The organism is Flavobacterium rhizophilum (genome assembly GCF_046000485.1).
In the GTDB taxonomy this organism is placed as follows: domain Bacteria; phylum Bacteroidota; class Bacteroidia; order Flavobacteriales; family Flavobacteriaceae; genus Flavobacterium; species Flavobacterium rhizophilum.
In genome coordinates this window covers 35,417-60,768 of record NZ_JBELQB010000009.1, presented here as the reverse complement: position 1 = coordinate 60,768, position 25,352 = coordinate 35,417, and the positions used below count along the sequence as shown (strand labels likewise).

The window sequence follows — 25,352 nt, the reverse complement described above, 5'->3', positions numbered from 1 at the left end:
AAATTTATCAAAATGAGAAAATATCTGTTACTGCTGCTTGCAGTTGCTTTTTTATCATCCTGCAGTAAGGACGACTATAATAATAACAACAGGTACCTGCCTAATTATGCTTTTTCTATAAATATAGACATGAGCCTGCCGCTATATTCACAGCTGCAATACACGAGCAACCCCGTTTACATAGGTCAGGCAGGAATAGGTATTAGGGGGATTATAGTAATGAACACAGGGGGTGGTTATACGGCTTTTGAAGCGAGTTGCCCTAATCAGGAGTTGAGCTCATGCTCTACGCTCGAAATTAATGGGGTTAACGCCGTTTGTCCTTGTGACGATGTAGAGTATAACCTGTTTACAGGTCTTGCGACAAGTGAGGTGGAGTTTCCTTTAAAACCTTACAGGGTAGAGATTGTAAGTGCAAATATTATAAGGGTATACAATTAATGCCCGTTATAATTATTATAACATCTATTGCTGCGCCAATACAGATTGTGTTTGACCTGTCCCGAAGTATAGATTTACACAAATTATCTACCATACAAACAAACGAAGAAGCTATTGCCGGAAAAACTTCAGGGCTTATTGGGGAGGGGGAAAGTGTAACATGGAGATCCAAGCATTTTGGATTTTATCAAATACTTACTTCCAAGATTACTTTTTTTGACCATCCTAATAAGTTTACTGATGAGATGGTTGCCGGAGCTTTTAAGAGTTTTATACATCATCATTATTTTGAGGAAAAGGACGGTGTAACTGTCATGACCGATGTGTTTGATTATAAAAGTCCGTTAGGTTTACTAGGTAAAATAGCAGATGCGCTGTTTTTAAAACAATATATGAAGCGGTTACTGGAAAAGCGAAACCAAACAATAAAAGAGTTTGCCGAAGACAGTGCAAAGCATAAAAAAATCCTGACGCTATAAACGTCAGGATTTTTTATTGATTAACTATACTCGAAATTAGAATTTTAATGTTGCACCAAGCAAGAAGTTAATACCTGCCTGTGGATAAAATCCGGCACCTTCTCTGGTTATAATGCTTCCCGGAGTAGTGTAGTCATCATCATAAGTGTAAAAGTATCCGTTTGATTCGTATTCTACGTCAAATATGTTGTTTACAAGTCCGCTTAATACAATCGACTTAAATATTTTGTTTGTTTTAAACTCGTAAGATATATTAAGGTCGTTAGTAAAGTAACTGTCCAGTTTGGAAGAGTCAGAATCTATGTTGCCCATATACTGTTCTCCTACGAATTTTGAAAGTAACGACACCTGCATGTTTTTTACAGGTAGTACTGTGATGGCATTGCCTGCAATAACATTTGGAGAGAATGCAATATTGGTGTTTCCTAAGTTTTGCAGTACACCGTCTCTCTGGAAATAAAAATCAATGTTTTTGTTAGTACTTACTGCTACATTAGGACGAAGTATAAAATGTTTAGTGATGTAAAGCGTAGCGTCTGCCTCAATACCTAAACGATAGCTGTCGCCACTGTTGGTGTAAACAGGCGCTCCTACATCGTTAAGCGCTCCGGTTAATACAAGCTGGTCTTTATAACGCATATAGTAGCCGTTTATGTTGATTCGGGTTTTTGGGGTAGTGTATCTCCATCCCAGTTCAAAGTCGTTAAGGGTTTCCGGTTTAGAGCTGCCATTTTCATAGTCATCTCTTCTTGGTTCCCTGTTTGCTCTGGCATAAGAGAAATAAATATTGTTTTGGTTGTTTAAAGTATAGGTAAGTCCCGCTTTTGGGTTAAAAAAGTTGAAGGTATCATCTACAGGATCTGCAAGAACACCATCGGCTTCATAATGAACCCTTCTGTACTGCATATCACCAAACAGGTTTAGTTTTTGTGTAAGTTGCCAGTTCGCTTTGGCAAACATATTAAAGTCGGTTTTAACAGCAGTATCATCATAATAATGATCTCTTATCTGACTTTGTGAAGCATAACGTGCCCAGATGATTTCACCAAAATGATCTCCTTCATACTTGTTCCATGCACCACCCACAATTACATTCCAGTCTTCGTTTTTATAGTTAGCCGAGAATGTTGTTCCGAAAAAGTCATTATCTAACCATTTTCTTCTAACAAGGTCGGTAGTATTGATGGTTTCACCGCCTAAGGTTATTTCCTGTAATCCATAATCGGAAAAATCAGCATCCTGACGGTATTGCTCATAATACCCTTCACCTTTAGTGTAGTGCAGGGCTATGTTTGTATTCCAGTTGTCAGATAGTTTTTCGCTCCAGTGTAACTGGTAATGATCCTGCTGATAGTTGTCGGTTTCATTATCGTAAAAACGGGTCACACCATTTTCATCTACATACTCACCGGCACTGTTATAGGTTCTGTTGTTTTCCAGTTTGTCAGGGTCTTCCAGTCCGTTCCAGGCTTGGTAGGTTTTTTCTTTTCCGCCAAAAACAAGGGCTTTAATTAAGGTTGTTTTACCTACATAAGTACCCTGTAGGAAATAAGACTTTAAATCAGAAGAAGCGCGGTCTATATAGCCTTCAGATTTGATGTTTGACAAACGCCCTGCCAGTTCGAAATGATCGTTCATCAGTCCGGTACTGAATTTTACGGTGTGTTTTCTTGAATTGAAACTACCGAATGAGTTAGATATTTCTCCGCTTGATTTTTTAGAGAAGGCATCTGTAAGCAGGTTAAGGCTTGCGCCAAAAGCACCAGCACCGTTTGTGGAAGTACCCACACCACGTTGTAACTGAATGTTCTCAGTAGAAGAGGCGAAGTCGCCCATGTTTACCCAAAATGATCCCTGAGATTCGGCATCGTTATAAGGTATACCGTTTACGGTAACATTAATACGTGTAGCGTCAGACCCTCTTACGCGCATAGAGGTGTAGCCTATACCGGCTCCGGCATCGGTAGTTGTAACTACCGAAGGAAGGAAGTTTAAAAGTACAGGGATGTCCTGGCCCAAATTACGTGGGGCAAGTTCTTCTTTGCTTACATTGGTAAAAGTGACAGGAGTTTTTTTGTCTACTCTTACTGCCGATACAAGTACCTCGTCCAGTTTGTATTTGTCGGCATCTGTTTTGGTAGTGTCCTGAACAGTGTTGTTGTCCTGAGCATTTGCGGTAAAGGCAAAAAGTCCCAGTGCCAGTGCCAGCGGTTTCCTAACCGATTTGAATTGACTTGTAATGAATAAAGTTTTCATTCGTAAAAAAGGTTTACGAATAAAAGGGGTAATTATTCTGTTAGTGTTAAATTGATTTTATGGCGGCAAATCGCTGTTATAGTGCTTTTTGCCTTTCCCTTGGCAGCATTACCTGCCCAGGTTCTTTGGGTATAATCTCAGCCCTTTTAGAGCACCCCTTTGAGACGGCGCAAAAGTAATAAAAAAATACGGTAAGCCTCATTACATTTTAAAATATTAAAACTATGTGTAATGTTTTGGTATTTAAGTAATTAGAAAAGGTGTATTTAATACTTAATAGTCAAACTTTCGGCGAGACTGTTTTTTTTCTGCCTGACGGCGTTTGTTTTCCAGCCGTTTTTTAATCACAGCTTTTGGTATTTTAGTAGCAATACGCGGTTTGTCCTGTTGTAATGCAGTTTCTATAAGTTCTATAAAACGTTTTGTTACCAGTTGTTTGTTACGTATCTGGCTACGGTCTTCATCGCACTGTAGTATAAGTGTACCTTTAGTATTAAGTCGTGGAGCCAGTTTATCGTTAAGTAGTTCTTTTTCCTCTTCGGTAAAAGCCTTTGAGTTATTAAGATCAAAATTAAGAATTACCTTAGAGGACACCTTGTTTACATTTTGCCCTCCGGCCCCACTGCTTCTTACAGCTTTATATTCGGTTTCGTTTAGTAATTGTTGTTTATTCATATTCGTGTTTCCGAAAAAAAATCGGAATAAGCTTATTAATGATTAGGCTGATGGGAGGCCTTTAGTAAATCGTTTACGTTTTTTACGGGGTTAAAAGTGTCCAGGGGTACTTCGGTAAATACGGTTATCCATCCTGCCATTGCACCATTCCATAACCCCGGCAGTTCGTATGATTTTACATCGTGTCCCATCCTGTTTTTGGTTACTATAAATCCGGTATCGGGATCAGTATATTCCCTAAGGTCAAAGTATTCGCCTTGGTAGTTTTTAAGTCCGCAAACCAAATCTACCGGGTTAAAATGGGTAGAGTTAGAGAAAATATCGTTCTGGCTTTTGTTCTCTAAGTCTATTTGTGAACTTTCTACAATTTGTAATGACAGTTTTCCGTCTTTAGAAACAACCCAAAACGGACCACCGCCTGGTTCGCCTTCGTTTTTAACCATACCGCATATTCTTATAGGCCTGTTTAATAACTCAGTAAGGAACTCTATTTTATGCTCACAGGTGTACTTATTTACATCGGGAGGGATATTAAGGAAAAGTCCGTTTTTAGCAAAATCGAATATTTCATCAATTTCACTAGGAGGAACATTTCCTTTTTCAATTTTTTTAAGGTAGCCAAATACTTTTTCCTGTAGTTCCAGCAGTATACCAGCCAGTGCTTTTTTATACAGGGAAATGGTTTTTATGTTGTTATGGCTAACGTTATCTATGTTTTTAATGAATACCACATCGCTTTGCAGCTGGTTAAGGTTTTCTATAAGTGCGCCATGACCGCCCGGCCTGAAAAACAGTTTGCCGTCATTATCCCTAAACGGCTTATTCTTCATATCTACCGCCAGCGTATCTGTTTGTTTGTGCTGGTAAGAGAAATCAATATCAATATCAATACCTGATTGCTTTTCGATATCTTCCTTAACCTCTTTAATACAGTCTATAAATCCGTCAAGATGTTCCTGTGATATGGTGAAATGTACATGTGCCTTACCGTTCGAATGCGCATAAGAGACGCTTTCCTTTAAATGCTCGTATACAGGTGTGGCGGTAAATCCGTCATATTGATGAAAAGGAAGTATGCCTTTCGGTTTATTGGCAAAGTCAAACTTTTCGTTGGTAAGAAGAGTTTTTATAAAGTTGTAATAACGCTCATCTTTGGTCCATTCGCTATACTCCGGATGCTTTTTTGATTCTTCCAGTACCTCTTTAAAAAAAGGAAACTTATCGGCGCCAATGAGGAAAACCTTTAGAGCCTCATCTCTTCTTTTATTGATGTAGGCGTTAACCGTATCGTTTACAGGGTCAAAATTAAGCAGGAACTCATTAAGGAATTTAAACATCCTGGTTGCTGCCCCCGATGCCGGAATAAATTTTTTAAGAGTAAGGTCATTGCGTTTTTCATCAAAAAGAGAAGCGTATTCCTGAGCCTTTTTTTTATCCAGAGGTTTAATACCGTCTTTAATGGTAGCAGGCCTGTCTAAAACAACTTTGTTTATTCCTTTTTTAAAGGTATTTAGTTGTGATTTTATTTTAGCCGTTGTAATTCCTAAGTCGTATATCTGACTAAAGTCGTTATAGGTAAATCCTAGCTCCAGTGTGTTTTGCAGTTCGGTTAACAGGTTTTCAATCCTGTCAAAACTATTAACAACCACAAAGGCTTTATTTTGCTTTTCAAGGTTTTTTGCAAAACGACTTATTTCATTATTTGGTTCGTTGTTTACAATTACAGCAATATCTCCGTCAGTTTGGTTTGAAAAGTCGGAAATAGTAAAGGTGAAAGCGGTAGTGCTGTTTTTAACTGCTACGGTAAGCCTGTTTTTCCATTCATGCTTTGTTGTGCTATTGCTATATATGTCAATAGTTATGCTGGTTGTATGTTGTTTTGTAATGTTTTCTTCCATGATAAATAACCGAAAATAGCAATTATGGTTAAAATTAGGTAGAGAATACTGGATAGTGTATATCCTTTTATGAAATAAAGCGGAATAGAAATAATATCTGCAATAATGAGGAAAATCCAGTTCTCTATTTTTCTTTTGGCCAATAGCCACATACCGATAAAACAAAGGGCGGTAGTGAGGTTGTCTATGTAAGACCACCAAGCTGTAAATTTATCAAAATAAATGTACACAGATGCCACAAATATAGCCGAAATTGTGAAAATGCCTAAACATATTAAGTTATCTTTAGCATTCATTGAGGATATTTTAAGCAGGGTATGGTGCTCTTTGTCTTTTTTGCTCCATAATATCCAGCCGTAAATACTCATTATAAAATAGTAGGCATTGATAATAAGGTCACCAAAAAGTTCCCATTGATATAAAAGATACACATAGGCTATGGTGCTTATAATACCTGTAGGGTAAACCCAAATACTGTTTCTTGCCGAAAAGATAACACTGAGGGTTCCAAAAATCAATCCTACAACTTCAAGGCTTATCTGGAAAGTGCTGTACTCTTTGTAGGAAGCAAACAAAAAATCGAAAACTTCATTCATAGTTAGTTGTTGTCAATGCTGTAAACTAAGGTGAAATCTTCTATTTCCTCAAAATAAAAAGGGTAGTTTCCTTCTATTTCCATGTAGTTAACGGTGGCTGTGCCTTTAGTATCACCCATCTCAAAAGGGGCAACCTCAATGTTTTGTTTAAAGCTAAGCCCTTTGCGGGAAAACATTTTATAAAGAGCTTCCTTAACACCCCAAATAACAATGAGTCTACTAACATAGTCAGATACATCATCAGTATTTAGGAAGTCAAATTCCCTGTTAATAAACTTGTCAGCAATTTTTATGGCCTTTTCTCTTCGTATTTCCATATCGATACCAATGCTTTTATCACTAATGATAATGGCCGAAAAGCTAAAGGAATGTGTAATGGATATGTTCTTTCCGTCTTTAAGATGGGGTTTTCCGTCTTCGGTGTAAAACAGGTCAAAATCAGTATAACCAGCCTCGTTTAAAAGCTTACGTACACTAAGGAAGCCTTTGCGGTGCTGTTCGGACTTCATGGAGTCAATCCTGCTTTGGCAAACATCCTTTAGCTCGGTGCCGTTAGAGAGTTCTTCCAGACTTTCGGTTATTTTCCATACCAGCAGCTTAGTGTTTGGTGCTATTGTATACGATTTGTGTAGAGGCATGTAAAGTTTTAAAAAATTATACTTTCATTTTGTTGCAAATCAAACAATTAAAAAGGTTCAACATATTTTAAAATAGTCCTAAAACTGTTTGTTTACAAAGGAATTCACTAAATTTGCATAAATTTTAGCTAAATACAAATATACAATATTCATGAGTACGAACACGGTGCCATATGTGGCTTACAAAGTAAAAGATATTTCCCTTGCAGAATGGGGTAGGAAAGAAATTGAACTGGCAGAAGCAGAAATGCCGGGTTTAATGGCGTTACGCGAGGAGTATAAAAATGAACAGCCATTAAAAGGAGCTCGTATTGCAGGGTGTCTTCACATGACAATCCAAACAGCAGTTTTAATTGAAACTCTTGTTGCCCTTGGTGCAGAGGTTACCTGGAGTTCATGTAACATTTTCTCTACTCAGGATCACGCTGCTGCCGCTATCGCTGCTGCCGGTATACCTGTGTATGCATGGAAAGGTTTAAATGAAGAGGAGTTTGACTGGTGTATTGAGCAAACTCTGTTTTTTGGTGAAGACCGCAAACCGCTTAACATGATTCTTGATGATGGTGGTGACCTTACCAATATGGTATTTGATCGTTACCCTGAACTGACTAAAGATATTAAAGGCCTTTCTGAAGAGACAACAACAGGTGTACACCGTTTATATGAAAGAATGAAAAACGGTACGCTTGTAATGCCTGCTATTAACGTAAATGACTCTGTTACCAAATCTAAATTTGATAACAAATACGGCTGTAAGGAAAGTGCTGTAGATGCAGTGCGCCGTGCAACAGATGTTATGCTTGCAGGAAAAAGAGTAGTTGTTTGTGGTTATGGTGACGTAGGTAAAGGGACTGCTGCTTCATTTAGAGGTGCAGGTTCTATTGTTACGGTTACTGAAATCGACCCGATTTGTGCTCTACAGGCTGCAATGGACGGTTATGAAGTGAAAAGACTTGATACTGTTATTGGTAATGCTGATATCGTTATCACTACTACCGGTAATAAAGATATTGTTGTAGGTCGTCACTTTGAGGGGTTAAAAGATAAGGCTATTGTTTGTAATATCGGTCACTTTGATAATGAGATTGATATGGCATGGTTAAACAAAAACCACGGAGCGAGCAAAGTAGAAATCAAACCTCAGGTAGATAAATATACTATTGACGGTAAAGATATTATTATCCTTGCAGAAGGTCGTTTAGTAAACCTTGGTTGTGCTACAGGTCACCCAAGTTTTGTAATGAGTAACTCATTCACTAACCAAACACTTGCTCAAATTGAGCTTTGGAAAAACAGTGATAACTACGAAAACAAAGTATACATGCTGCCTAAACATCTTGATGAGAAGGTAGCATCGCTTCACCTTGCTAAGCTTGGTGTTGAGCTTGAAACGCTTTCATCTGATCAGGCACAATATATTGGTGTTGAGGTTGAAGGTCCGTTTAAGCCGGAGTACTACAGATACTAATCAGATTACAGGATTTTTAGATTCTTTGATTGTTAGAAATATAAAAGACCCGCGATAGCGGGTCTTTTATATTATAATTTGAGAAACATTTCTGGCTTCTCACATTTGTTATCTCAATTCTTTTTAGTCCAGCATTCGGCTATATGGTCATTAACCATACCTGTGGCCTGCATGTTAGCATAAATAACGGTAGAACCCACAAACTTGAATCCGCGTTTTTTCATGTCCTTACTAATCTTGTCCGATAGCGGAGTGGTAGCAGGTACCTGCGAAAGTGATATGAATTTGTTATCTATAATTTTCCCGTCGGTAAAATCCCAATAGTATTTGGAAAAACTGCCAAACTCATCCTGTATTTTCATAAATGCCTGCGCGTTAGAAACAGCAGCAAGTACTTTAAGCCTGTTTCTAATGATTCCGGCATCCTGTAACAATTCTTCTATTTTTTTATCACTGTAAGAGGCTATTTTCTTATAGTCGAAATCATCAAAGGCTTTCCTGAAGTTTTCTCTTTTCCTTAAAATGGTAATCCAACTGAGTCCTGCCTGGAAGGTTTCCAAAAGCAGGAATTCAAATAGTTTGTGGTCGTCATAAACGGGTTGTCCCCACTCTTCATCGTGGTACCTCTCGTATAGTTCATCGCCTTTACACCAGGCGCACCTGTTCTTTTCTGTCATTATTGTGATTGATTATTGATTGATGTTAATAACCGAAACCGTAGTCTCCGTACATGCTGTTATATTCTGATGCTTTAGTGAAGCTTGCCCTTGTCTTATCTCCGTTCAGAATGGAGTCTATCATTTCTTTGTAATAGTTTTCCATTTCATCCTCGTCAATAATTGTTTTAGGAGCAATCATTTTAAATGCGGTAGGGTTAATGCCTTTCTCATCCTGTAAAAATGCTATTCCTATCAGTTTGTCGGGATCATAATCATAAGGGTCTTTGTCTTCGCTTATGTTTTTAAGTTTAAAAAAGTAAAATTCCGCCTTGTGGCTGTATACAGGGAATATTCTTTTTTCTGTAAAGATTAAGGAGTCTTCTTTGGTGTTTAGCCCTTTGATTGTGAATATAGCCGATGCTGCCACATCAGTATGTGATATGCCTTCAGTTAGTTCCGGGGCCTTTTTATGTAGCCTGTTGTAGGTTATAAACAGCGTTTCCTGATCCTTTAGCAGGGATGCAATCTCGTTTTTGTCAATAATACCATTGTCAATATTAAGTTTTGAAATAGCTAAGTTAGCCTGCTTAACATCTGTTTTTTTTACGTTGTCAAAAAAGCTTTTTACGTTGCTATCGTTCCTAAACGGATATAGCAGTGTTATATAATCTATCAGTTCCTTAGTTTCAGGTACGCCCTGATATAATTCTTTTATCTCATGTTTGTCTTTCCTGCTTTTTACCCTTTTAAGTTCAAGTTTAGCATTTGTAAGTATCATCTTTTTAAAGCTTTTCAGCTTTTTAGCCTTAACAGCATCGCTTTCCAGAAGCTTTGATGTGAAACTTAATATAGGTTCGTGGTATTCGTTTATGCTGTAAAACTGAAATATATCAGGGAAGAGTACTTTGCTTTTTTCAGTATTGTTACTGAAGCCGGAGAAAAGTCTTGTTAGTTCATAATTATTGTCTGAAATAGGGAGGTCGTACTCCATAAGTTCCAGTACCTTTCTATAAGCTTCTTCTGATTTTTGACGGTTAAGCGCCTTTAGAACGGCAAACTGGGTTATAGTATTTGCATCTTCTTTTTTATATTGTTTTTCAAGGAATGAAATGGCTCTTTTATCCTTCAATTCACCTATTTTTTCATACAAACCAGTTAATGCTTCTGTTTCGTCTTTTTTAAATTCAAAAGTATCTATAAAGCTTTCCAGAGCCGGCAGGTCTTCTTTTTCTATGGTTAGACTGGAAACGGAATGTAATGCCGAATAACGGATACTATCGTGTTCGCTCTTGGCGTCCTCTATAAATAGTGCAAGCCTGTTTTTACTGTTTATGTCTTCATTTTCGTCTGGTAGTAACCTAAATGAATTGAATATTTTTTCTAACTGTTGATCGTTGTTTTCGTAATCTTTGTCTACCAGTGTTCTCATAAGGTAGCCTTTTCCGTTTTTGTAAATAAGGGCATATTTTATGGCCTGCTCCGACTTATTGTCTACAGCAAGGGCTTCCATTTTATATATACCTGTATTTTTGTCAAACGATGTTTTTTCGTTTTTTATCTCTGTTTTGTGCTTTACTAAAGGGTCCTGGGCTATTATACCGTCCCAGGCAGTTTTAAAATTCCTGTTTCTTGAATAGACAGGGGTACCACCCAAATAAAGATCTGATATTGATGAAATCTCAGGGTCATATTCCTCTTCATCATCATCGCTTCCGGTAATCATTTTCCTGATTTTAACCGTAAGGGAGTCTATACTTTGTGGTTTTTTGTACTTATGATCCTGATGGTACCATACGTTTACAGCCTGTCCTGAAGGTAGATTAAAGCTGTAATGCTCGTCTTTTGTTCTAAAGTAATTTTTCTTTTCGTTACCGTACCTGTAGTCCTGTTTTGAAACAAAGTCCAAATACTCGTTTTGTAGTTTAGGTACGTCGACCTCAAAGCCTGCAGTTGTGTCCTTAAACACTCTGTATTCAGTTTCCGATACTTTGGGTTTGTACTCAAAGGAATCAAAAAACATATTGCTGTCGGCTTCATTGGCCCCTACAGCTCCCATTAGGTAGTACTTACTTCCTTTAAGAAATGATTTTAATTTTATGGTTTTATCGCCTATGGCAGAAACCGATGTAAAGCTTAACGGAGTTTCAGTCATTTTTGTTTGTGTGGAGTCGATGTCCAGCTGATTGTAAAACTCATATTGAATACGTTTGAGCTCAAAAACTGAGTTTTCCAGATTATTATTATCCGAAAGTGCTCTTTCCAGTAGGAAGTAATGTGCTTTGTCCTGAGGGTTATAAGAGTACATTTCAATGTTAGAGACAGTTTTAGAATTTACCCTGTCGCCGTAAACAATGGTATATGATGGGGCTTTAAGGCTAAAACTACCACGGTTAGGGGTAATGTCTTTCCACTGTGATGTGATGGGTTTTAATGTTATTTTACTAAACACATCATTTTCAAACTTACGTGTGTAATCTTCCTCACCTGCCATACTAACCACTATAATTTCAAGTGGCGTTATATAATACCTGTAGCGTTGGGTATTGCCGGTTTTGGTTACGTTCTTTATATCGTAAATATCATAACCGTCCTGGGTGTAGAATTTTTTATCTGTAATCTTGCCCGGAATGTTTTCATAAAACAGGCTGTCCAGTGACTTGTGGTTAAAGGGCTTATTGTCCTTTTTAAGGAAGTCGAGTAATGGTAGCCTTTTTACATTGATGTATCCGCCATTGGCGAGGTCGGGCGATTCTATATTGTCTTCATTTTCAATAACGGCTTTATATAATGGCAGGCTAATGGTGCCGTCTGGCGATGTATATTGCTTATATGTTGGTTTAACGAAGTAGGCTTCTATTTCCTGTTTTTTTGCTTTACCTTCTTCGGTGTAATTATCAAAAACCGGATTAACGGTATATCCTTTTTTACGAAGCATTTCGATAATACCTTTTTTGCCCGGTAGGTGGGCAGCTCCCACGGCGGCAAACAGGCTTCCTTTTTGGGCAAGGCTGTCTATAGATTTTACCATAACCACATTACGGTCGTACAAAAGGGCTTTTAGGTATCCTTCGGGAGCAGATAATACGGTTAATGAATCGATCATGTCCAGATCCTTATCCCTATAAAAGTTGATCATGGCTTCATCGTAGCCGTTATTTTTTAATATTTTTTGCAGGGCTATTATGTTTTCCTCCTTTGGCTTGGTATTAGTCATGTCGGCATTCATAACATTGATAATAGAAGTTTTGGTGTCTTCCAGTCCTACGGTTTTTTTGTTGTATTTCCTTCCTGTACGGTATATAAACATATCAAGATAGGTTTCTTCCTGATATTCCTTTTGATGTTCGTTTGTTCTGAACAAAAGGTTGTTCATAGTGAAGTTATTCATGTAGAATAACGGATACATTTTGTCTTTTTCTAAAGGGGTAAGGTAAAATTCTGAGTAAAACTTACCTTGTCCGTAATAATCATATCCATCCCTTGATAAAACACCATACAAATCTATCCATGTAGAGGGTTCGCTTTCATTTGCAACCATATCGGCATCCAGCAGATGTTTGAAAAAAGCGTCAGAAAGATGATAGGACACCTTATCACTTACGTGCATGGAGCCGTACAGGTATGATTTTTTGGTAAGACCATTGCCCGATACCTCCCATAAAAGGCTCTGGTATTTTTTTTCCTGTGCGAAAAGAGTGCAGGAAAATGCTAGTAGTAATAGTAAAGCAAGTTTTCTCAAGGCTGTAAAAAAATTAAGGTGTAAGTAGTACTATATCAAATATAGGGCATAGTTTTTAAAATACTGCGTCCAACCACCTGTTTTCTTAGAGCCTGAGTGCTACTCTTTTTCGGGCTCTATGTATTTTCTAATCCAGGCGTGGCCCACATATATTAACGGAGTAAGTACTATTGCTATTATAAGTTTTACAAAATATCCTGTGAAGGCCGAAGCGATATAGGTGGCAGTGTCTATTTTTCCGGTAAGCCAAAAGGCAATTCCCAGTACTATAAAGCTGTCAAAAAGCTGTGATATTACTGTAGATCCTGTGGTACGAAGCCAAATCATTTTGTTGCCTGTTTTCTTTTTAAAGAAATGGAAGATGGCAATATCTATTAGCTGTGATACTAAAAAAGCTGTAATACTGCCTACTATAATCCACATACTTTGTCCAAAAACGGCAGTAAATTGTTCGTCGCTAACTGTGTTGAAACCTTTTGCCGCAGGTATTTGTAAGGCCAAATATAGTACTATAAAACAATAGGCTATAAGCCCGGCGGTTATGTAAGATAATCGCTTAACACCCTGACGACCGAAGTATTCGTTAATAAGGTCGGTGGTTAAAAACACTATAGGCCACGGCAGTATGCCTATACTCATTACATAAGGACCAATGTTGATTAGCTTACCGCCAATAAGTTCGGCAACTACGGCATTGGTTATAAAAATTCCGGCAAGGATTATAAAAATAGTGTCTTTTCGGGTTTGTAACATAGTTTAGTTTGTAAGGGGATTTTCAAAAATACTGCTTTTGTGGTTAATTCTCCAATTTTATGCTTTTAGATTGTTTTGGTTTATATTTTTGTTGGGGGTGTTGTTTTTATTTATATTATTTTTAAATGTTTTAATTTAAAATTTAGGGGGTGTGTTTATTATATTTGATAGAATTTAAATTTTAACCATATGAAAATAGGGGTTCCTAAGGAGATTAAAAATTATGAGAGTCGGGTGGCTATTACGCCGGCGGGTGTTTTTGAATTGGTAAACTGCGGACACCAGGTGTTTGTGCAGGAAGGAGCCGGAGAAGGCAGTGGCTTCTCTGACGATGACTATCGGGAAACGGGTGCTTATATGTTACAAACGATCGAGGCTGTGTATGCAATGACCGACATGATTGTAAAAGTAAAGGAACCTATAGCATATGAATATAGCCTGGTAAAGAAAAACCAGATCGTATTTACCTATTTTCACTTTGCATCAAGCAGGGAACTTACCGAGGCCATGATTAACAGTAAGGCAGTGTGTATTGCTTATGAAACTGTAACCGATACCGAAGGGACTTTACCATTATTAACCCCTATGAGTGAGGTGGCAGGGCGTATGGCTATACAGCAGGGAGCTAAGTATCTTGAAAAACCTATTAAAGGGCGTGGTGTGCTTTTAGGTGGTGTTCCGGGTGTGCCTCCGGGTAAAGTGCTTGTACTTGGTGCGGGGGTAGTAGGGGTGCAGGCGGCTAAAATGGCAGCCGGACTTGGGGCTCACGTAACCATACTTGATATTAACATGAAACGCCTGCGTTATGTTAATGACGTAATGCCTAGTCATGTGGTAACCGAATTTTCGAGTGTGTATAATATAAAGAAGCATATTAAAAACCATGATCTGATTATTGGGGCGGTATTAATACCGGGAGCCAAAGCGCCTAGCCTGATTACAAGGGAGATGCTTAAAGATATGCGCCCGGGTACCGTGCTGGTTGATGTTGCTGTAGATCAGGGAGGATGTTTTGAAACCACAAGACCAACGACTCACGATGATCCTACTTTTATAATAGATAATATTGTGCATTACTGTGTAACCAATATGCCGGGGGCAGTACCTTATACCTCTACATTGGCACTTACTAATGTGACGTTGCCTTATGTGCTTAAGCTGGCTAATATGGGATGGGAAAAGGCCTGTGAACAGAATGCCGACTTACGTTCGGGTTTAAGTATTGTTAAGGGTGAGGTTGTAGCTAAAGAGCTACTGGAAGCATTTAATTTGCCTTTAGTGTGATTTGGTTTTAAGGTGTAAGTTGTTTATATTTAGTGTTTTAAATTAAATTTAAAACTAAAACACCTGCCTTATGAAAAAAATATCCTTAGTGTTTTCAGTTGTATGTCTTGTTTTTACTTCCTGTAGTGAAGATAAGATGCAAGAGCCTGTACAAGCTGTAAACCCTAAAAATGTTCATGTTATTCATGATGATGATCCGCCGTCAGGTCAGGGTGATATACCGAGAAGTAAACTAGTTTATAAATCGTATGATCAAAAGAACTTTTCGCTTGATGATTTGTGGGAGCGCTATAAAAAGGATGTAGAAGTTACTGCACCTGATTATCATGATAATCTTAAAAATTTTTGGTTTAGTATAATAGGTGATAGAGTAATTAAGGAGGGGAATGATGAAATGAAGCTTTATTTTCTTGATGAACAAATGGGGCTAAAGCAAAATTTTCTTAACTATGACCGGTTTTTTAATTTACTTGCTGCCTGCCCGTTAACGGACGATGAGGTAGAGACTTATGCTTTAGATTTTTTTGAAAGAAACCGTAAAGCAATTAATGGTATTTTATGGAAAACCGCCGAAGATAAAAAAGCTAAATTGGGCGAATTAGCATATATGCAACGTACTTTTTTCTTATTAAGAAACAGTGATAAAGGATAGAGTATATTTTATAACAAAAAATCCCGATGGAAACATCGGGATTTTTTTATATGTGTTTGCTTGTTTTTAATTAAGCAAGAGCAACTCTTTTGAAACCTGTTACAGTTAGAGAAGCATCAACAGACTTAACATAACCGCTTACGCTTAGTTTGCTGTCTTTGATGTAATCCTGGTTAACAAGAGTGTTATCTTTAAAGAAACGGCCAAGTTTACCTTTAGCGATGTTATCTAACATAGCTTCCGGCTTACCTTCCTGACGTAACTGATCTTTAGCGATCTCGATTTCTTTCTCAACTACTGCAGCATCGATACCGTCTTCGTTAAGAGCAAGTGGAGCCATAGCAGCAGCCTGCATAGCAACGTTTCTTGCAGCTTCTTCAGCACCTTCTACATTAGCAGAAAGGCTTACAAGAGTAGCGATTCTGTTACCAGCGTGGATGTAAGAACCTACAAATGCACCTTCAAGTCTTTCGAAAGAGCCGATTTCGATTTTCTCACCGATTACACCTGTTTGCTCAGTAAGTTTTTCTTCAACAGTGATGTTTCCGAAAGGAGCAGCAAGGAATTCTTCTTTAGTATTGAAGTTTGATGCAAGTTCAGCAAGATCTGTAGCTAATTTTACGAAAGATTCGTTTTTAGCAACGAAGTCAGTCTCACAGTTAAGAGAGATAACTACACCTGCAGTTTTATCAGCATTAACAACTGCGATAACAGCACCTTCAGTAGATTCTCTGTCAGCTCTGTTAGCAGCAACTTTTTGGCCTTTTTTACGAAGAATTTCGATCGCTTTGTCAAAATCTCCTTCAGCCTCAACAAGGGCTTTTTTACAGTCCATCATACCGGCACCTGTAGTTTGCCTTAATTTATTTACGTCAGCAGCAGTAATATTTGCCATTTTGAAATTATTTTAATAGGTTAAAATTAAAGTCGTTATGTTGATATAATGACTACAAAAGTAAACATCTACCAGCACAACGACTTTATTGTAATGTTATTATTTATTCTTCAGTAGCCGCTTTTGGAGCCTCTGCTTTAGCAGCAGCAGCATCCTGCTCTTCTTTTTCAGATTTTCTGTCAGAAAGTCCTTCAACGATAGCGCCTGAAACTAAAGATAAAATTTTGTCAATTGATTTTGAAGCATCATCGTTAGATGGTATTACGTAATCTACCTCTCTTGGGTCAGAGTTAGTATCTACCATTGCAAAAACCGGAATGTTTAATTTATGTGCTTCTTTTACTGCGATGTGTTCAGCTTTAATATCAACTACAAACAGTGCAGCTGGTAATCTGGTCATGTCGGCAATTGAACCTAAGTTTTTCTCAAGTTTTGCACGAAGACGATCTACCTGTAAACGCTCTTTTTTAGATAGCGTATTAAATGTACCATCTTTCTTCATTTTATCAATAGCAGCCATTTTCTTAACAGCTTTTCTGATAGTAACGAAGTTAGTTAGCATACCACCTGGCCATCTTTCTGTGATGTAAGGCATGTTTGCTGCAGCTGCTTTTTCAGCAACGATGTCTTTTGCTTGCTTTTTAGTAGCAACAAATAATACTTTTCTTCCTGATGCCGCGATTTTTTTAAGAGCCTCATTAGCTTCTTCAATCTTAGCAGCAGTTTTATATAAGTTTATAATGTGGATACCGTTACGCTCCATGTAGATGTAAGGAGCCATGTTTGGATTCCACTTTCTGGTCATGTGTCCAAAGTGAACACCTGCCTCTAGTAAGTCTTTAACTTCTACTTTATTTGCCATTTTTGTAATAGTTTACGTTCTGTTGAGTAGCAATGGTTAAGTGGCGTTTCCGGCCTTATCCATTTAGATGCTAAACTAACTCTCTGTTAGAAGAGACAACAGCAACTTGTTTTAATTTTTTTAAAAAAGAATAAACTGATTGTTGTAATAACAGCAGATTAACGTTTAGAGAACTGGAATCTCTTACGTGCTTTCTTCTGACCGAATTTCTTACGCTCAACCATTCTTGGATCCCTTGTTAGTAAACCTTCCGGTTTAAGGATTGTTCTGTTTTCAGCGTCAACTTCGCACATTGCTCTTGCGATAGCCATTCTTACAGCTTCTGCCTGTCCTGTTATACCACCTCCGTATACGTTTACTTTTACGTCAAAGTTAGCAGCGTTCTCTGTCATTGCAAGAGGTTGCATTACTTTGTACTGTAAAGTTGCAGTAGGGAAGTAAGTTTCGAATTCTTTTTTGTTAACGGTAATTTTACCTGTACCTTCGGTAACGTATACACGCGCAACAGCGGTTTTTCTTCTACCGATTTTGTGAATAGTAGCCATTTACTTTAGATCGTTTAAGTTAACGGTTTTAGGTTGTTGAGCATCATGTTTGTGCTCTGAACCTACATATACATTTAAATTACGGAATAGCTCAGCACCTAATTTGTTTTTAGGTAGCATTCCTTTTACAGCTTTTTCTACTAAAGTGGCAGGGTTTTTAGCCTGTAGGTTTTTAGCAGTCAAAGTTCTCTGACCTCCAGGGTAACCAGTGTGGCGGATATAAGTTTTTTCCTCCAGCTTGTTACCTGTTAGATTGATTTTCTCTGCGTTAATAACGATTACGTTATCTCCACAGTCCACGTGCGGTGTATAATTTGTTTTGTATTTACCTCTTAAAAGCATTGCAACTTTTGAAGCAAAACGGCCCAAATTATGACCTTCAGCATCAACTACGATCCACTCTTTCTGAGCAGTAGCCTTGTTAGCTGAAACTGTTTTGTAGCTTAATGTGTTCACAATAAATTATTTTAATTAAACATTCCATCCCCAATAAAGGGGATGCAAAAGTACAACTATTTATGAGAAATTCAAATATGTATAAAAATAATTATTTAAACACTTTTTTAGGTGTGGTATATTTCATTTTCAGAGAGTTAAAAAAAATGAAACTGATGAAATATTAAAAGTTATAGTTGTCCGCTTTTTTTACCAAAAACGGGTTGTAGTTTATCCCATATTTGTTGTTCTATAACCTCTACTATGTTTTGAGTAATTATTATTTCGGGATCTTTTATGTTCTTAATCTTATATACTGTTACTTTGATTGTGTAGATCATTTGTTCATCCCAGCGTGATAAATGCATACTATATAGATTTTTACCAATTAATCCTAAGTGTTGCTTTAGCCTACTATAAAAGTTTTTTATGGTGCTGCCTACATATAACGTATTTTGAACAGGGACTTCTTTATTCCTATAGTTGAATTTAGAAGTTTTTAATCCATGAGGTCTATTTTGATATTTTTTTAGTAATTCTTGAAGTTTGTAAGAGTCTGTAATATCAATAGTGTATATAAGCGGTGGAGAGAAATTTGCTGTTATGCTATTTAACTTTGATTTATCTTGAAACTCATAAAACTCATGTGACTGAATTTCAAACTCATATTTTTCTTTTATCTCAATGTTGTTTAGCTGCTCAGATAACTTTGATAGAGAATCTTGTGTTTCTTTAATAATCTCTTTGTATTTCATTAGATTTATGCTTGTTGTGCATAAATCTAATGAAATTAAAACTAATCCAGAGGTCTTAGAGTATTACTGTAAATCAGAATAAAAGGACTCTCTTTGTTGGAATTGTCTTTTTGGAGATAGATGAATTTGTGTTTTTTAGCCTCTTTGCTGTCTATCACAATCTCTTTTTTGGTAAGATTGTCATATACTTTTACATTTTTAGTATTGTCTATTGTAAGTTTATCGGCATATCCTGTTTTTATATTTGAGATAAGATAACCGCTAAAAAGTCTTTTTTCCTGAGAGGTAACCACGATTTTCTCCCCTTTAAAGTTTTTGGTGAAAACCAATAGTGAGTACTGGTCTTCGGTAGCTTTTGACTCCTTAAGTATATTTTGCTTCTCCCTGTCGGATACCGAAAGGAAGTCGTCCCTGTACTGTATGTTATAATGGGCACGGGAGCCTGATGTGCTTGTTTTGGATCTGGTTTTGGAAGTTTTAGATCTTGATGATGATTTGGAGTTACCGCCAAAAACACTGTTTACGGTGTCACACTGAATAAATAATACTGCTGTTAGCAGTAAAAGAACGATTTTGTTAATTCTCATTGTCATTTTCATTTCAAATAGGAACGCAAAATTACCGCACAAATTTTGTTTTTCACATTTCTTTATGATTACTATAACAAAAAGCCTCCTGTTAGAACAGGAGGCTTTGAGAAACTTAACTAAAACTCACTCAAATTAATCTTTAACCAATTTTAATGTTTTATGGTTACTGTCTGTGTCTGTTACATTAACAATGTACAGCCCTTTAGACAGCGTGCTTATATCATATAGGTTAAATGCCTGAGTGGCGGCAAATGTTTTTACAAGCTGACCTGTAATGCTGTATATCTCTACACGACTTACATCTGTATTAATAGTAAATTGTGTAGTAGCCGGGTTAGGGTATAGTACTACATTTTGAGTAGTGAAATCTTCTGTACCCAGTTCTGCCTGTTTGTTACCGTATATCCTGAAATCACCTGCAGGTATGCTTATAGCAGCATTTACATTGGTAACTTCTATTTCAGAATTGTCCAATAGGTTGTACCATGTACCTGTATAAGGGAAAGCAGGGTCTATTTCCTGATCGGTTACGTTAAAGTTAGATATGATAACTACGTCCTTAAGTTCGGTATCAGCAAGTGCATCGTTCCATATATGTATTTTAGGAGTAAGCGATGTTCCTGATGAAGGGGTAATGGCATAATCGCCTTCAAACACATCTTCCTGTGTCTTCAGGTAATTAAGTTTGCCCCATGTATAGTATACTTTTTGACGTTCTACATCGTTTAGCCAACCTTCATTCCATTGCGGTTGTGGTTTGGTGTCTAGCTTACAGTCGCCGTCATCTCCGCCGGGCATGTTTACGCTGCCGTCGTTACACGTAAATATAGAGTATTCCCAACCCAGGTCTCCAAAATGCCATATCATTTTAGGCCCCGGTACCGGAATAAGTACAGCACCCATAGTTCTCATACGTTTAAGCGCTATGTTAAGGTCTTTTACATTATGAGATGGGTTGTTGCTGTTACCGTATTCCAGATTCTTAAACATTATTCTTTCCTCGTCGTGGCTTTCGGCATAACCTACAAGTCTCTTACCTGTAAAACCACGGCTATTACTTCCCACACGATTGATGTTAGAGTTATCAGCATATCCCATAGTAAGCTGGTTGTAAGGAGCATTCATAATACCCCACATCATTACACCTTTTCCTTCGTCTACTTTGTAGTTAGCCCATTCCTGCTCTTCGGCATCTGTACCTAAGTGTTCAAAAATAGTATAGTGTGTAGGGTCAAGACTCCAGGAGTAATCAGCATACTCTTTAAGTATATCCACCCTGTCCTGTTGGTAAGCATTGGTGCAGGCTTCATCGTTAGGGCTACAGTTTTGCGTAAACCCTTTGGTAAGATCCCAACGGAAACCATCAATATGGAACTCCTCTATCCAGTGTTTTACAACTCTTCTTACATAGTTTTGAGTTCTGGGTTGCTGGTGGTTAAAATCATTACCTACATTATAAGAATGTTTAGCCTCAACGTTGAAATAAGGATTTTCGGTACTTGGTCCGCCCCAGCCGTCACCGTCAGGGTCGTCCATCCACATTCTAACCATAGGGTTGCGGCCAAAAGCATGGTTTAGGGCAACGTCCAGTATAACGGCGATACCGTTTTGGTGGCAAAGGTCTATAAACTCCTTAAGCTTATCGGAAGGGCCGTAAAACTTATCGGTGGCCATATGAAAAGAGGTGTTGTAACCCCAGCTTTCGTTACCTTCAAACTCCATAACCGGCATTAGCTCGATTGCATTAATATGCAGGTTTTTAAAGTAATCTATTTTGTCTATCAGGTCCTGATAGTTTCTGTCTGAATCAAAATCCCTAACAAGCACCTCATATATAATAAGGTCTTCTTTTTTAGGTTTTACAAAATCGGTAACCTGCCAGTCGTATTCTTCCTGACCAGTTTGCAGTACAGTTACTTCTCTTTCCTGTCCGGCAGGGTAAGCCGGAAGGTTAGGGTAAGAGGATGCCGGAATGTAAGGGTCGTCATAAGGTGAAAGTACCAGTGTAGAATATGGGTCGGCAGTTTTAACCAGTTCAGGAGAGCCTGCAATCGGAGCTTCAGCTACTACCCAGTACTGATAAGTGTATACTTCACCTTCGGTAAGACCATTAAGCTCTAACCAGAATTTACCCGAATCAGTGTCTTTTTTCATGGCATAAGCCGATGTAGGCTGCCAGTTATTAAAGCTACCTGCCACATATACAAAGTCTTTAAAAGGTGCATCTAAAACCAGTACGGCTTTTGTAGCATCAGCGATGTTATAGGTAATTCCGTCTTCATAATCCTGAGGCATTGCCTCTTCAACAGTTCCCGGATTAACAATAACCGTAAATGTTTTGCTAATACTATTAGCATTATGGGTTACTACCAGTTCGTAGTTTTTAATCTCGGTAATATTAGTGTCGGTATAAGTATAAGTGCTTACTCCTGTAGCCGAATTTATGCTAACGCCGTTAGCAAACAGTTCGTAATCGGCCTCACCACCTGTATTAGTAGCAACAATATCAAAATCACTGCCCGATGTTAGTATGGTACTGCTGTTATTGGCAGGGGAGGTAAGGTTTACCTCAAAGGCACCTACCTGTACAGTGATATCCTGAGATTTTTTGTCACCGTTACCGTCTTTAGCTTTTATAAGAAACCCGATAGAGCCTATACCTGTTCTGTTATAAAAAGTAGTGGGCACAAAGCTTAGGGTATAAGTATCATCTCCCGAGTTGTAAGTGAATTTGTTTGCTTCACCCGAGTTGTCCCATGAACCATTTGTGGGGCAGTCCATAGAGTTTTCATCGTTTAGGTCGTACGACCACGCCCATAAGTACAATGCATTATCAGTAATGTTCCATGTGGCTTCGTTTACACTTGAGCCTTCAATGGTGATGGTTATAGAATCATCTTCATTGAACTCTGAAGGCGAAACCGAATAGGTAACATTTTGCTGTTGTGCAAAGCCTATTGAAGCGGTTAATAAAAATAATAGCTGAGTAATTTTTTTCATATTATAAAAAGATAAAAAGGGCTGTGAAAACAGCCCTTTTTTAAAGTAATTATTATAGTCCTGATACAGTTGCTGTACCAACGAAGTCTAGAGAGAATTCTATGTTGTAACTTCCTGCACTAACAGAGAAGTTTGGAGCACCCGGATCGTAAGTAACCATTGGGTCACTGTTACCAACGTTAAACTTCCATGCGTCACCCGCTATAAAGTTACCTGTGTTAGAAGATCTGAATTTCATTTCACCTTCCGTAAGTGTAGCAGCAATAGTATATTTGTTATTCTCAAAGTCGTAAGTCATAGCAGTTTCGCCATCCCATCCGTTTGCAGTAGCACTACCTATAATACCCCAGTCCATTTTAATGGCTTTATATTCAAGATTGTCAATGTCTACCCATACATAGTAGAAACCATCACCATCAGTTTCGGCAACTTTAATATCGCTGCTGCCTCCTGAGTTTTCAAGGTTACCATCCTGAGCACCACCTACAGTACCATAGTTACCATCGTCCCAACTTCCCTGTACACCAATGAATTTAAATCCGTCTGCAGCACCAACTTTTACATAAGCTTCAAATACCATAGTAGTACCATCGCCAATATATCTCATAGGTATTGCTGTAGTGTTGTCCCATGCATTAAGGCCGTAGTAAGCCTGAGGAGCACCAACAAAAAATAACTGCGGGTCTTCCGGCTCTATAGTAACATAAGGAGTAATATTTAAGGAGATAACATTAGAAACCATAGCAAGGTCTGCATTATCACCAAGTGATGAAGTAACTCTTACATCTACACTACCTTGTACAAAAGGTTCTAAACCTAAGTTAATGGCAATAGTGTTAAGTTCTGCTACATTTAATGAGTACACCTTTGTAGTAGTAGTACCGGCAATTGCAGGAGCAGCAAAGTCAGTTCCTGAAACAGCCATTTCGATAGTATAGTCAATCTCAGTATCTACAGTATAAACGCTGTGATCCCATACTAGTGTAAGTGCAGGGTTATCTGCAAGGTCTTCTGTTAAAGTAATGCTGCTGCCGTCTTCCGGAGAGATAAGTACCGGAGCAGAGTCTGATTCAACAATCGTAATATCATCATCGCTTGAACATGACAATACCGACATGAACAATAAAGCAAGGACAGAAAAGTTAAATATTTTTTTCATCGTGTTCAATTTTAAATTAGTAGCCTGGGTTTTGTGTTAGGTTAACGTTTGCCTGTAGGGCACTTTGAGGGATAGGGAACAGCTTGTATGTAGACGGTATTGATGTACCGTTTAGTGTGTTACCTTTCCATGGCCACAGGTAAGTACCACCTGTAAATTTGCCAAAACGGATAAGGTCTGTTCTTCTGTGTCCTTCAAGGTTAAGCTCTCTTGCTCTTTCGTCAAGAATAAAATCTAAATCAAGCTCTCCTGCAGATATTGCAGTAGCATGCGAACGTTCTCTTACCAGATTAACATAGGTTAAAGCCTGGCTGGCAGAACCTCCTGCAGCACCTCTTAGTGTGCATTCGGCATACATTAGGTAAGCATCGGCAAGTCTGAACAGCGGAAAATCAGTACCAGAGAAGCTGGTAGCTGTAGACGGACCATTAAAGTTTGTATTCCTGAACTTAATTGACGGATAACCATCTGCCCATGTTTTATAATCTTCCATTTCATAATTGTGGCCTTGTGTCCAGAACAGTTGTGCCCTGTCATCTGATGATGTTTCAAGATCGCCATAAAGGCCATACCAAGCTTTTGTAGCCCTGTGTCCTGTCCAGGCATCGGTAGCTCCAAAATCAAGTATGTTCATAGTCTCTGTACTAAGAGAACCGTTAACTATATAAGTAGTGTTACCATAACTCTGGCTCACTACCGGATCGGCAATCAGAGGGAAAATTATTTCTGTACTGGTATCATTATCACCTGAGAACAGACTTACAAAATTAGGAGCAAGTGTATAACCTGCATCAATAACCTTTACAGTATAAGTAAGCGCATCATTATAACGTTGTGTACCTGTATAAACTTCTGCATTAAGGTAAAGCTTAGCTAAAAGCATTTGTGCAGTAGCTTTGTTTGCTCTACCATAGCTGTTAGTTTCAGGAAGGATATCTTCGATAGCTAAAAGTTCCTGTTCTACAAATTCAAAAAGTTCTGTTCTTGTAGACTCGTTTAGCGGAGAAGTCTCTCCATAGTTACTTTCGTTTACAATAACACCTTTACCAAAACAGTCTATCATGTAGTAATAAGCTAACGATCTGATGAAACGCAACTCACCCACAATTTGTGCTTCGTTATCTACATCTACACCGTCAAGTACCTTAATGATATTTGTTGTTTGTGGTACTATGTAATATACCCTGTCATAAAGGTATTTAAAGAATTTGTTGTTAGGATCCCAGTTTGAGGTAGTAGTTAACTGGTCAAGACCATCGTCACCCCAACGGTTTTTCATATCGTCCGCGGTAAAGTCCTGAAGGTTAATAATACTTCTAAGGAAAGCCGTTTCACCCGGGTCTGGCCCTGTAATATCTGAACTTCCCGGTCCGTTAGGTCCCGAAAGTGCAAAGGTACCATACATTTTAGACAGTAGCCCTTCTATAGCGTTAGGGTCCTGTGCAAGCAGGTTCTCTATAGATAATTCTACCTTAGGCTCTGTATTCAAATCATCAGTACATGAAGAGAATAGCAGTACCATGGCACTCATTCCAAGAATTATCTTTTTATTTAGTTTTCTCATGTTCATAAT

At 38.1% G+C, this 25,352-nt stretch carries 22 protein-coding genes; 5 read left to right on the top strand and 17 right to left on the bottom strand.

From position 1 onward, the window contains the following. The first annotated feature begins 12 nt into the window (after positions 1–12). On the top strand, positions 13–441 hold the full coding sequence (locus ABS768_RS12420; protein ID WP_408075282.1) for a Rieske (2Fe-2S) protein: 429 nt from the start codon (positions 13–15) through the stop codon (positions 439–441). Further along, positions 441–920: an SRPBCC family protein gene (locus ABS768_RS12415; RefSeq protein WP_408075281.1), complete on the top strand. Its 480-nt coding sequence runs from the start codon at positions 441–443 to the stop codon at positions 918–920. Before ABS768_RS12420 ends, ABS768_RS12415 begins: the two co-directional genes overlap by 1 nt. Before the next feature lie 36 nt (positions 921–956). Here the strand turns inward: ABS768_RS12415 and ABS768_RS12410 are convergent, their stop codons facing one another. The 5 genes from ABS768_RS12410 to ABS768_RS12390 all read right to left on the bottom strand — a co-directional run bounded on the left by ABS768_RS12410 (position 957) and on the right by ABS768_RS12390 (position 6,983). Further along, positions 957–3,176, bottom strand: coding sequence for a TonB-dependent receptor (locus ABS768_RS12410; protein WP_408075280.1), 2,220 nt, complete (start codon positions 3,174–3,176; stop codon positions 957–959). A 273-nt stretch (positions 3,177–3,449) separates the two neighbouring features. Beyond that, on the bottom strand, positions 3,450–3,851 hold the full coding sequence (gene arfB / locus ABS768_RS12405) for an alternative ribosome rescue aminoacyl-tRNA hydrolase ArfB (RefSeq protein ID WP_408075279.1): 402 nt from the start codon (positions 3,849–3,851) through the stop codon (positions 3,450–3,452). A gap of 35 nt (positions 3,852–3,886) precedes the next feature. Further along, on the bottom strand, positions 3,887–5,749 hold the full coding sequence (locus ABS768_RS12400) for a DUF4301 family protein (protein WP_408075278.1): 1,863 nt from the start codon (positions 5,747–5,749) through the stop codon (positions 3,887–3,889). Continuing rightward, positions 5,710–6,345, bottom strand: a complete 636-nt coding sequence (gene pnuC / locus ABS768_RS12395) for a nicotinamide riboside transporter PnuC (protein WP_408075277.1) — start codon at positions 6,343–6,345, stop codon at positions 5,710–5,712. The genes ABS768_RS12400 and pnuC overlap by 40 nt, the downstream gene beginning before the upstream one ends. A gap of 2 nt (positions 6,346–6,347) precedes the next feature. After that, positions 6,348–6,983: a 4'-phosphopantetheinyl transferase family protein gene (locus ABS768_RS12390; RefSeq protein WP_408075276.1), complete on the bottom strand. Its 636-nt coding sequence runs from the start codon at positions 6,981–6,983 to the stop codon at positions 6,348–6,350. Between the two features lie 151 nt (positions 6,984–7,134). On the opposite strand from ABS768_RS12390, the gene ahcY reads away from it, so the two are divergent. Beyond that, positions 7,135–8,451 carry an adenosylhomocysteinase gene (gene ahcY, locus ABS768_RS12385; protein WP_408075275.1) on the top strand — a complete coding sequence of 439 codons (1,317 nt, stop codon included), beginning with the start codon at positions 7,135–7,137 and terminating at the stop codon, positions 8,449–8,451. 113 nt (positions 8,452–8,564) lie between these two features. Here the strand turns inward: ahcY and ABS768_RS12380 are convergent, their stop codons facing one another. From ABS768_RS12380 to ABS768_RS12370, 3 genes are all read right to left on the bottom strand, one after another. Then, positions 8,565–9,128 carry a DNA-3-methyladenine glycosylase I gene (locus tag ABS768_RS12380; RefSeq protein ID WP_408075274.1) on the bottom strand — a complete coding sequence of 188 codons (564 nt, stop codon included), beginning with the start codon at positions 9,126–9,128 and terminating at the stop codon, positions 8,565–8,567. A 25-nt stretch (positions 9,129–9,153) separates the two neighbouring features. Then, the gene (locus tag ABS768_RS12375) at positions 9,154–12,849 is read right to left on the bottom strand and encodes a TraB/GumN family protein (protein WP_408075273.1); all 3,696 of its coding nucleotides are present in this window, start codon (positions 12,847–12,849) and stop codon (positions 9,154–9,156) included. Between the two features lie 99 nt (positions 12,850–12,948). Further along, the gene (locus ABS768_RS12370) at positions 12,949–13,602 is read right to left on the bottom strand and encodes a queuosine precursor transporter (protein WP_408075272.1); all 654 of its coding nucleotides are present in this window, start codon (positions 13,600–13,602) and stop codon (positions 12,949–12,951) included. Between the two features lie 189 nt (positions 13,603–13,791). Between ABS768_RS12370 and ald the strand changes: the two genes are divergently transcribed. Then, positions 13,792–14,886, top strand: coding sequence for an alanine dehydrogenase (gene ald, locus ABS768_RS12365; protein WP_408075271.1), 1,095 nt, complete (start codon positions 13,792–13,794; stop codon positions 14,884–14,886). 70 nt (positions 14,887–14,956) lie between these two features. After that, the gene (locus tag ABS768_RS12360) at positions 14,957–15,538 is read left to right on the top strand and encodes a hypothetical protein (protein ID WP_408075270.1); all 582 of its coding nucleotides are present in this window, start codon (positions 14,957–14,959) and stop codon (positions 15,536–15,538) included. A gap of 70 nt (positions 15,539–15,608) precedes the next feature. On the opposite strand, the gene tsf is transcribed toward ABS768_RS12360, so the two are convergent. From tsf to ABS768_RS12315, 9 genes are all read right to left on the bottom strand, one after another. Next, a complete protein-coding gene (tsf, locus tag ABS768_RS12355; RefSeq protein ID WP_408075269.1) occupies positions 15,609–16,433 on the bottom strand; it encodes a translation elongation factor Ts in 825 nt (274 codons plus the stop codon). Positions 16,434–16,536: 103 nt separating this feature from the next. Then, positions 16,537–17,295, bottom strand: coding sequence for a 30S ribosomal protein S2 (gene rpsB / locus ABS768_RS12350; protein WP_408075268.1), 759 nt, complete (start codon positions 17,293–17,295; stop codon positions 16,537–16,539). A 158-nt stretch (positions 17,296–17,453) separates the two neighbouring features. Continuing rightward, positions 17,454–17,840, bottom strand: a complete 387-nt coding sequence (gene rpsI / locus ABS768_RS12345; RefSeq protein WP_035135990.1) for a 30S ribosomal protein S9 — start codon at positions 17,838–17,840, stop codon at positions 17,454–17,456. Next, positions 17,841–18,296 (bottom strand): 50S ribosomal protein L13, encoded by a 456-nt coding sequence (gene rplM / locus ABS768_RS12340; protein WP_408075267.1) that lies wholly within the window; start codon positions 18,294–18,296, stop codon positions 17,841–17,843. 170 nt (positions 18,297–18,466) lie between these two features. Further along, entirely contained in the window at positions 18,467–19,030 is a 564-nt protein-coding gene (locus ABS768_RS12335) for a hypothetical protein (RefSeq protein WP_408075266.1), read from the bottom strand. Positions 19,031–19,071: 41 nt separating this feature from the next. After that, positions 19,072–19,617: a hypothetical protein gene (locus tag ABS768_RS12330; RefSeq protein WP_408075265.1), complete on the bottom strand. Its 546-nt coding sequence runs from the start codon at positions 19,615–19,617 to the stop codon at positions 19,072–19,074. 135 nt (positions 19,618–19,752) lie between these two features. Continuing rightward, positions 19,753–22,620, bottom strand: coding sequence for an alpha-amylase family glycosyl hydrolase (locus ABS768_RS12325; protein WP_408075264.1), 2,868 nt, complete (start codon positions 22,618–22,620; stop codon positions 19,753–19,755). A 52-nt stretch (positions 22,621–22,672) separates the two neighbouring features. Further along, positions 22,673–23,779: a SusE domain-containing protein gene (locus ABS768_RS12320; protein ID WP_408075263.1), complete on the bottom strand. Its 1,107-nt coding sequence runs from the start codon at positions 23,777–23,779 to the stop codon at positions 22,673–22,675. Positions 23,780–23,795: 16 nt separating this feature from the next. Beyond that, positions 23,796–25,343 (bottom strand): RagB/SusD family nutrient uptake outer membrane protein, encoded by a 1,548-nt coding sequence (locus tag ABS768_RS12315; RefSeq protein ID WP_408075262.1) that lies wholly within the window; start codon positions 25,341–25,343, stop codon positions 23,796–23,798. Positions 25,344–25,352 lie beyond the last annotated feature (9 nt).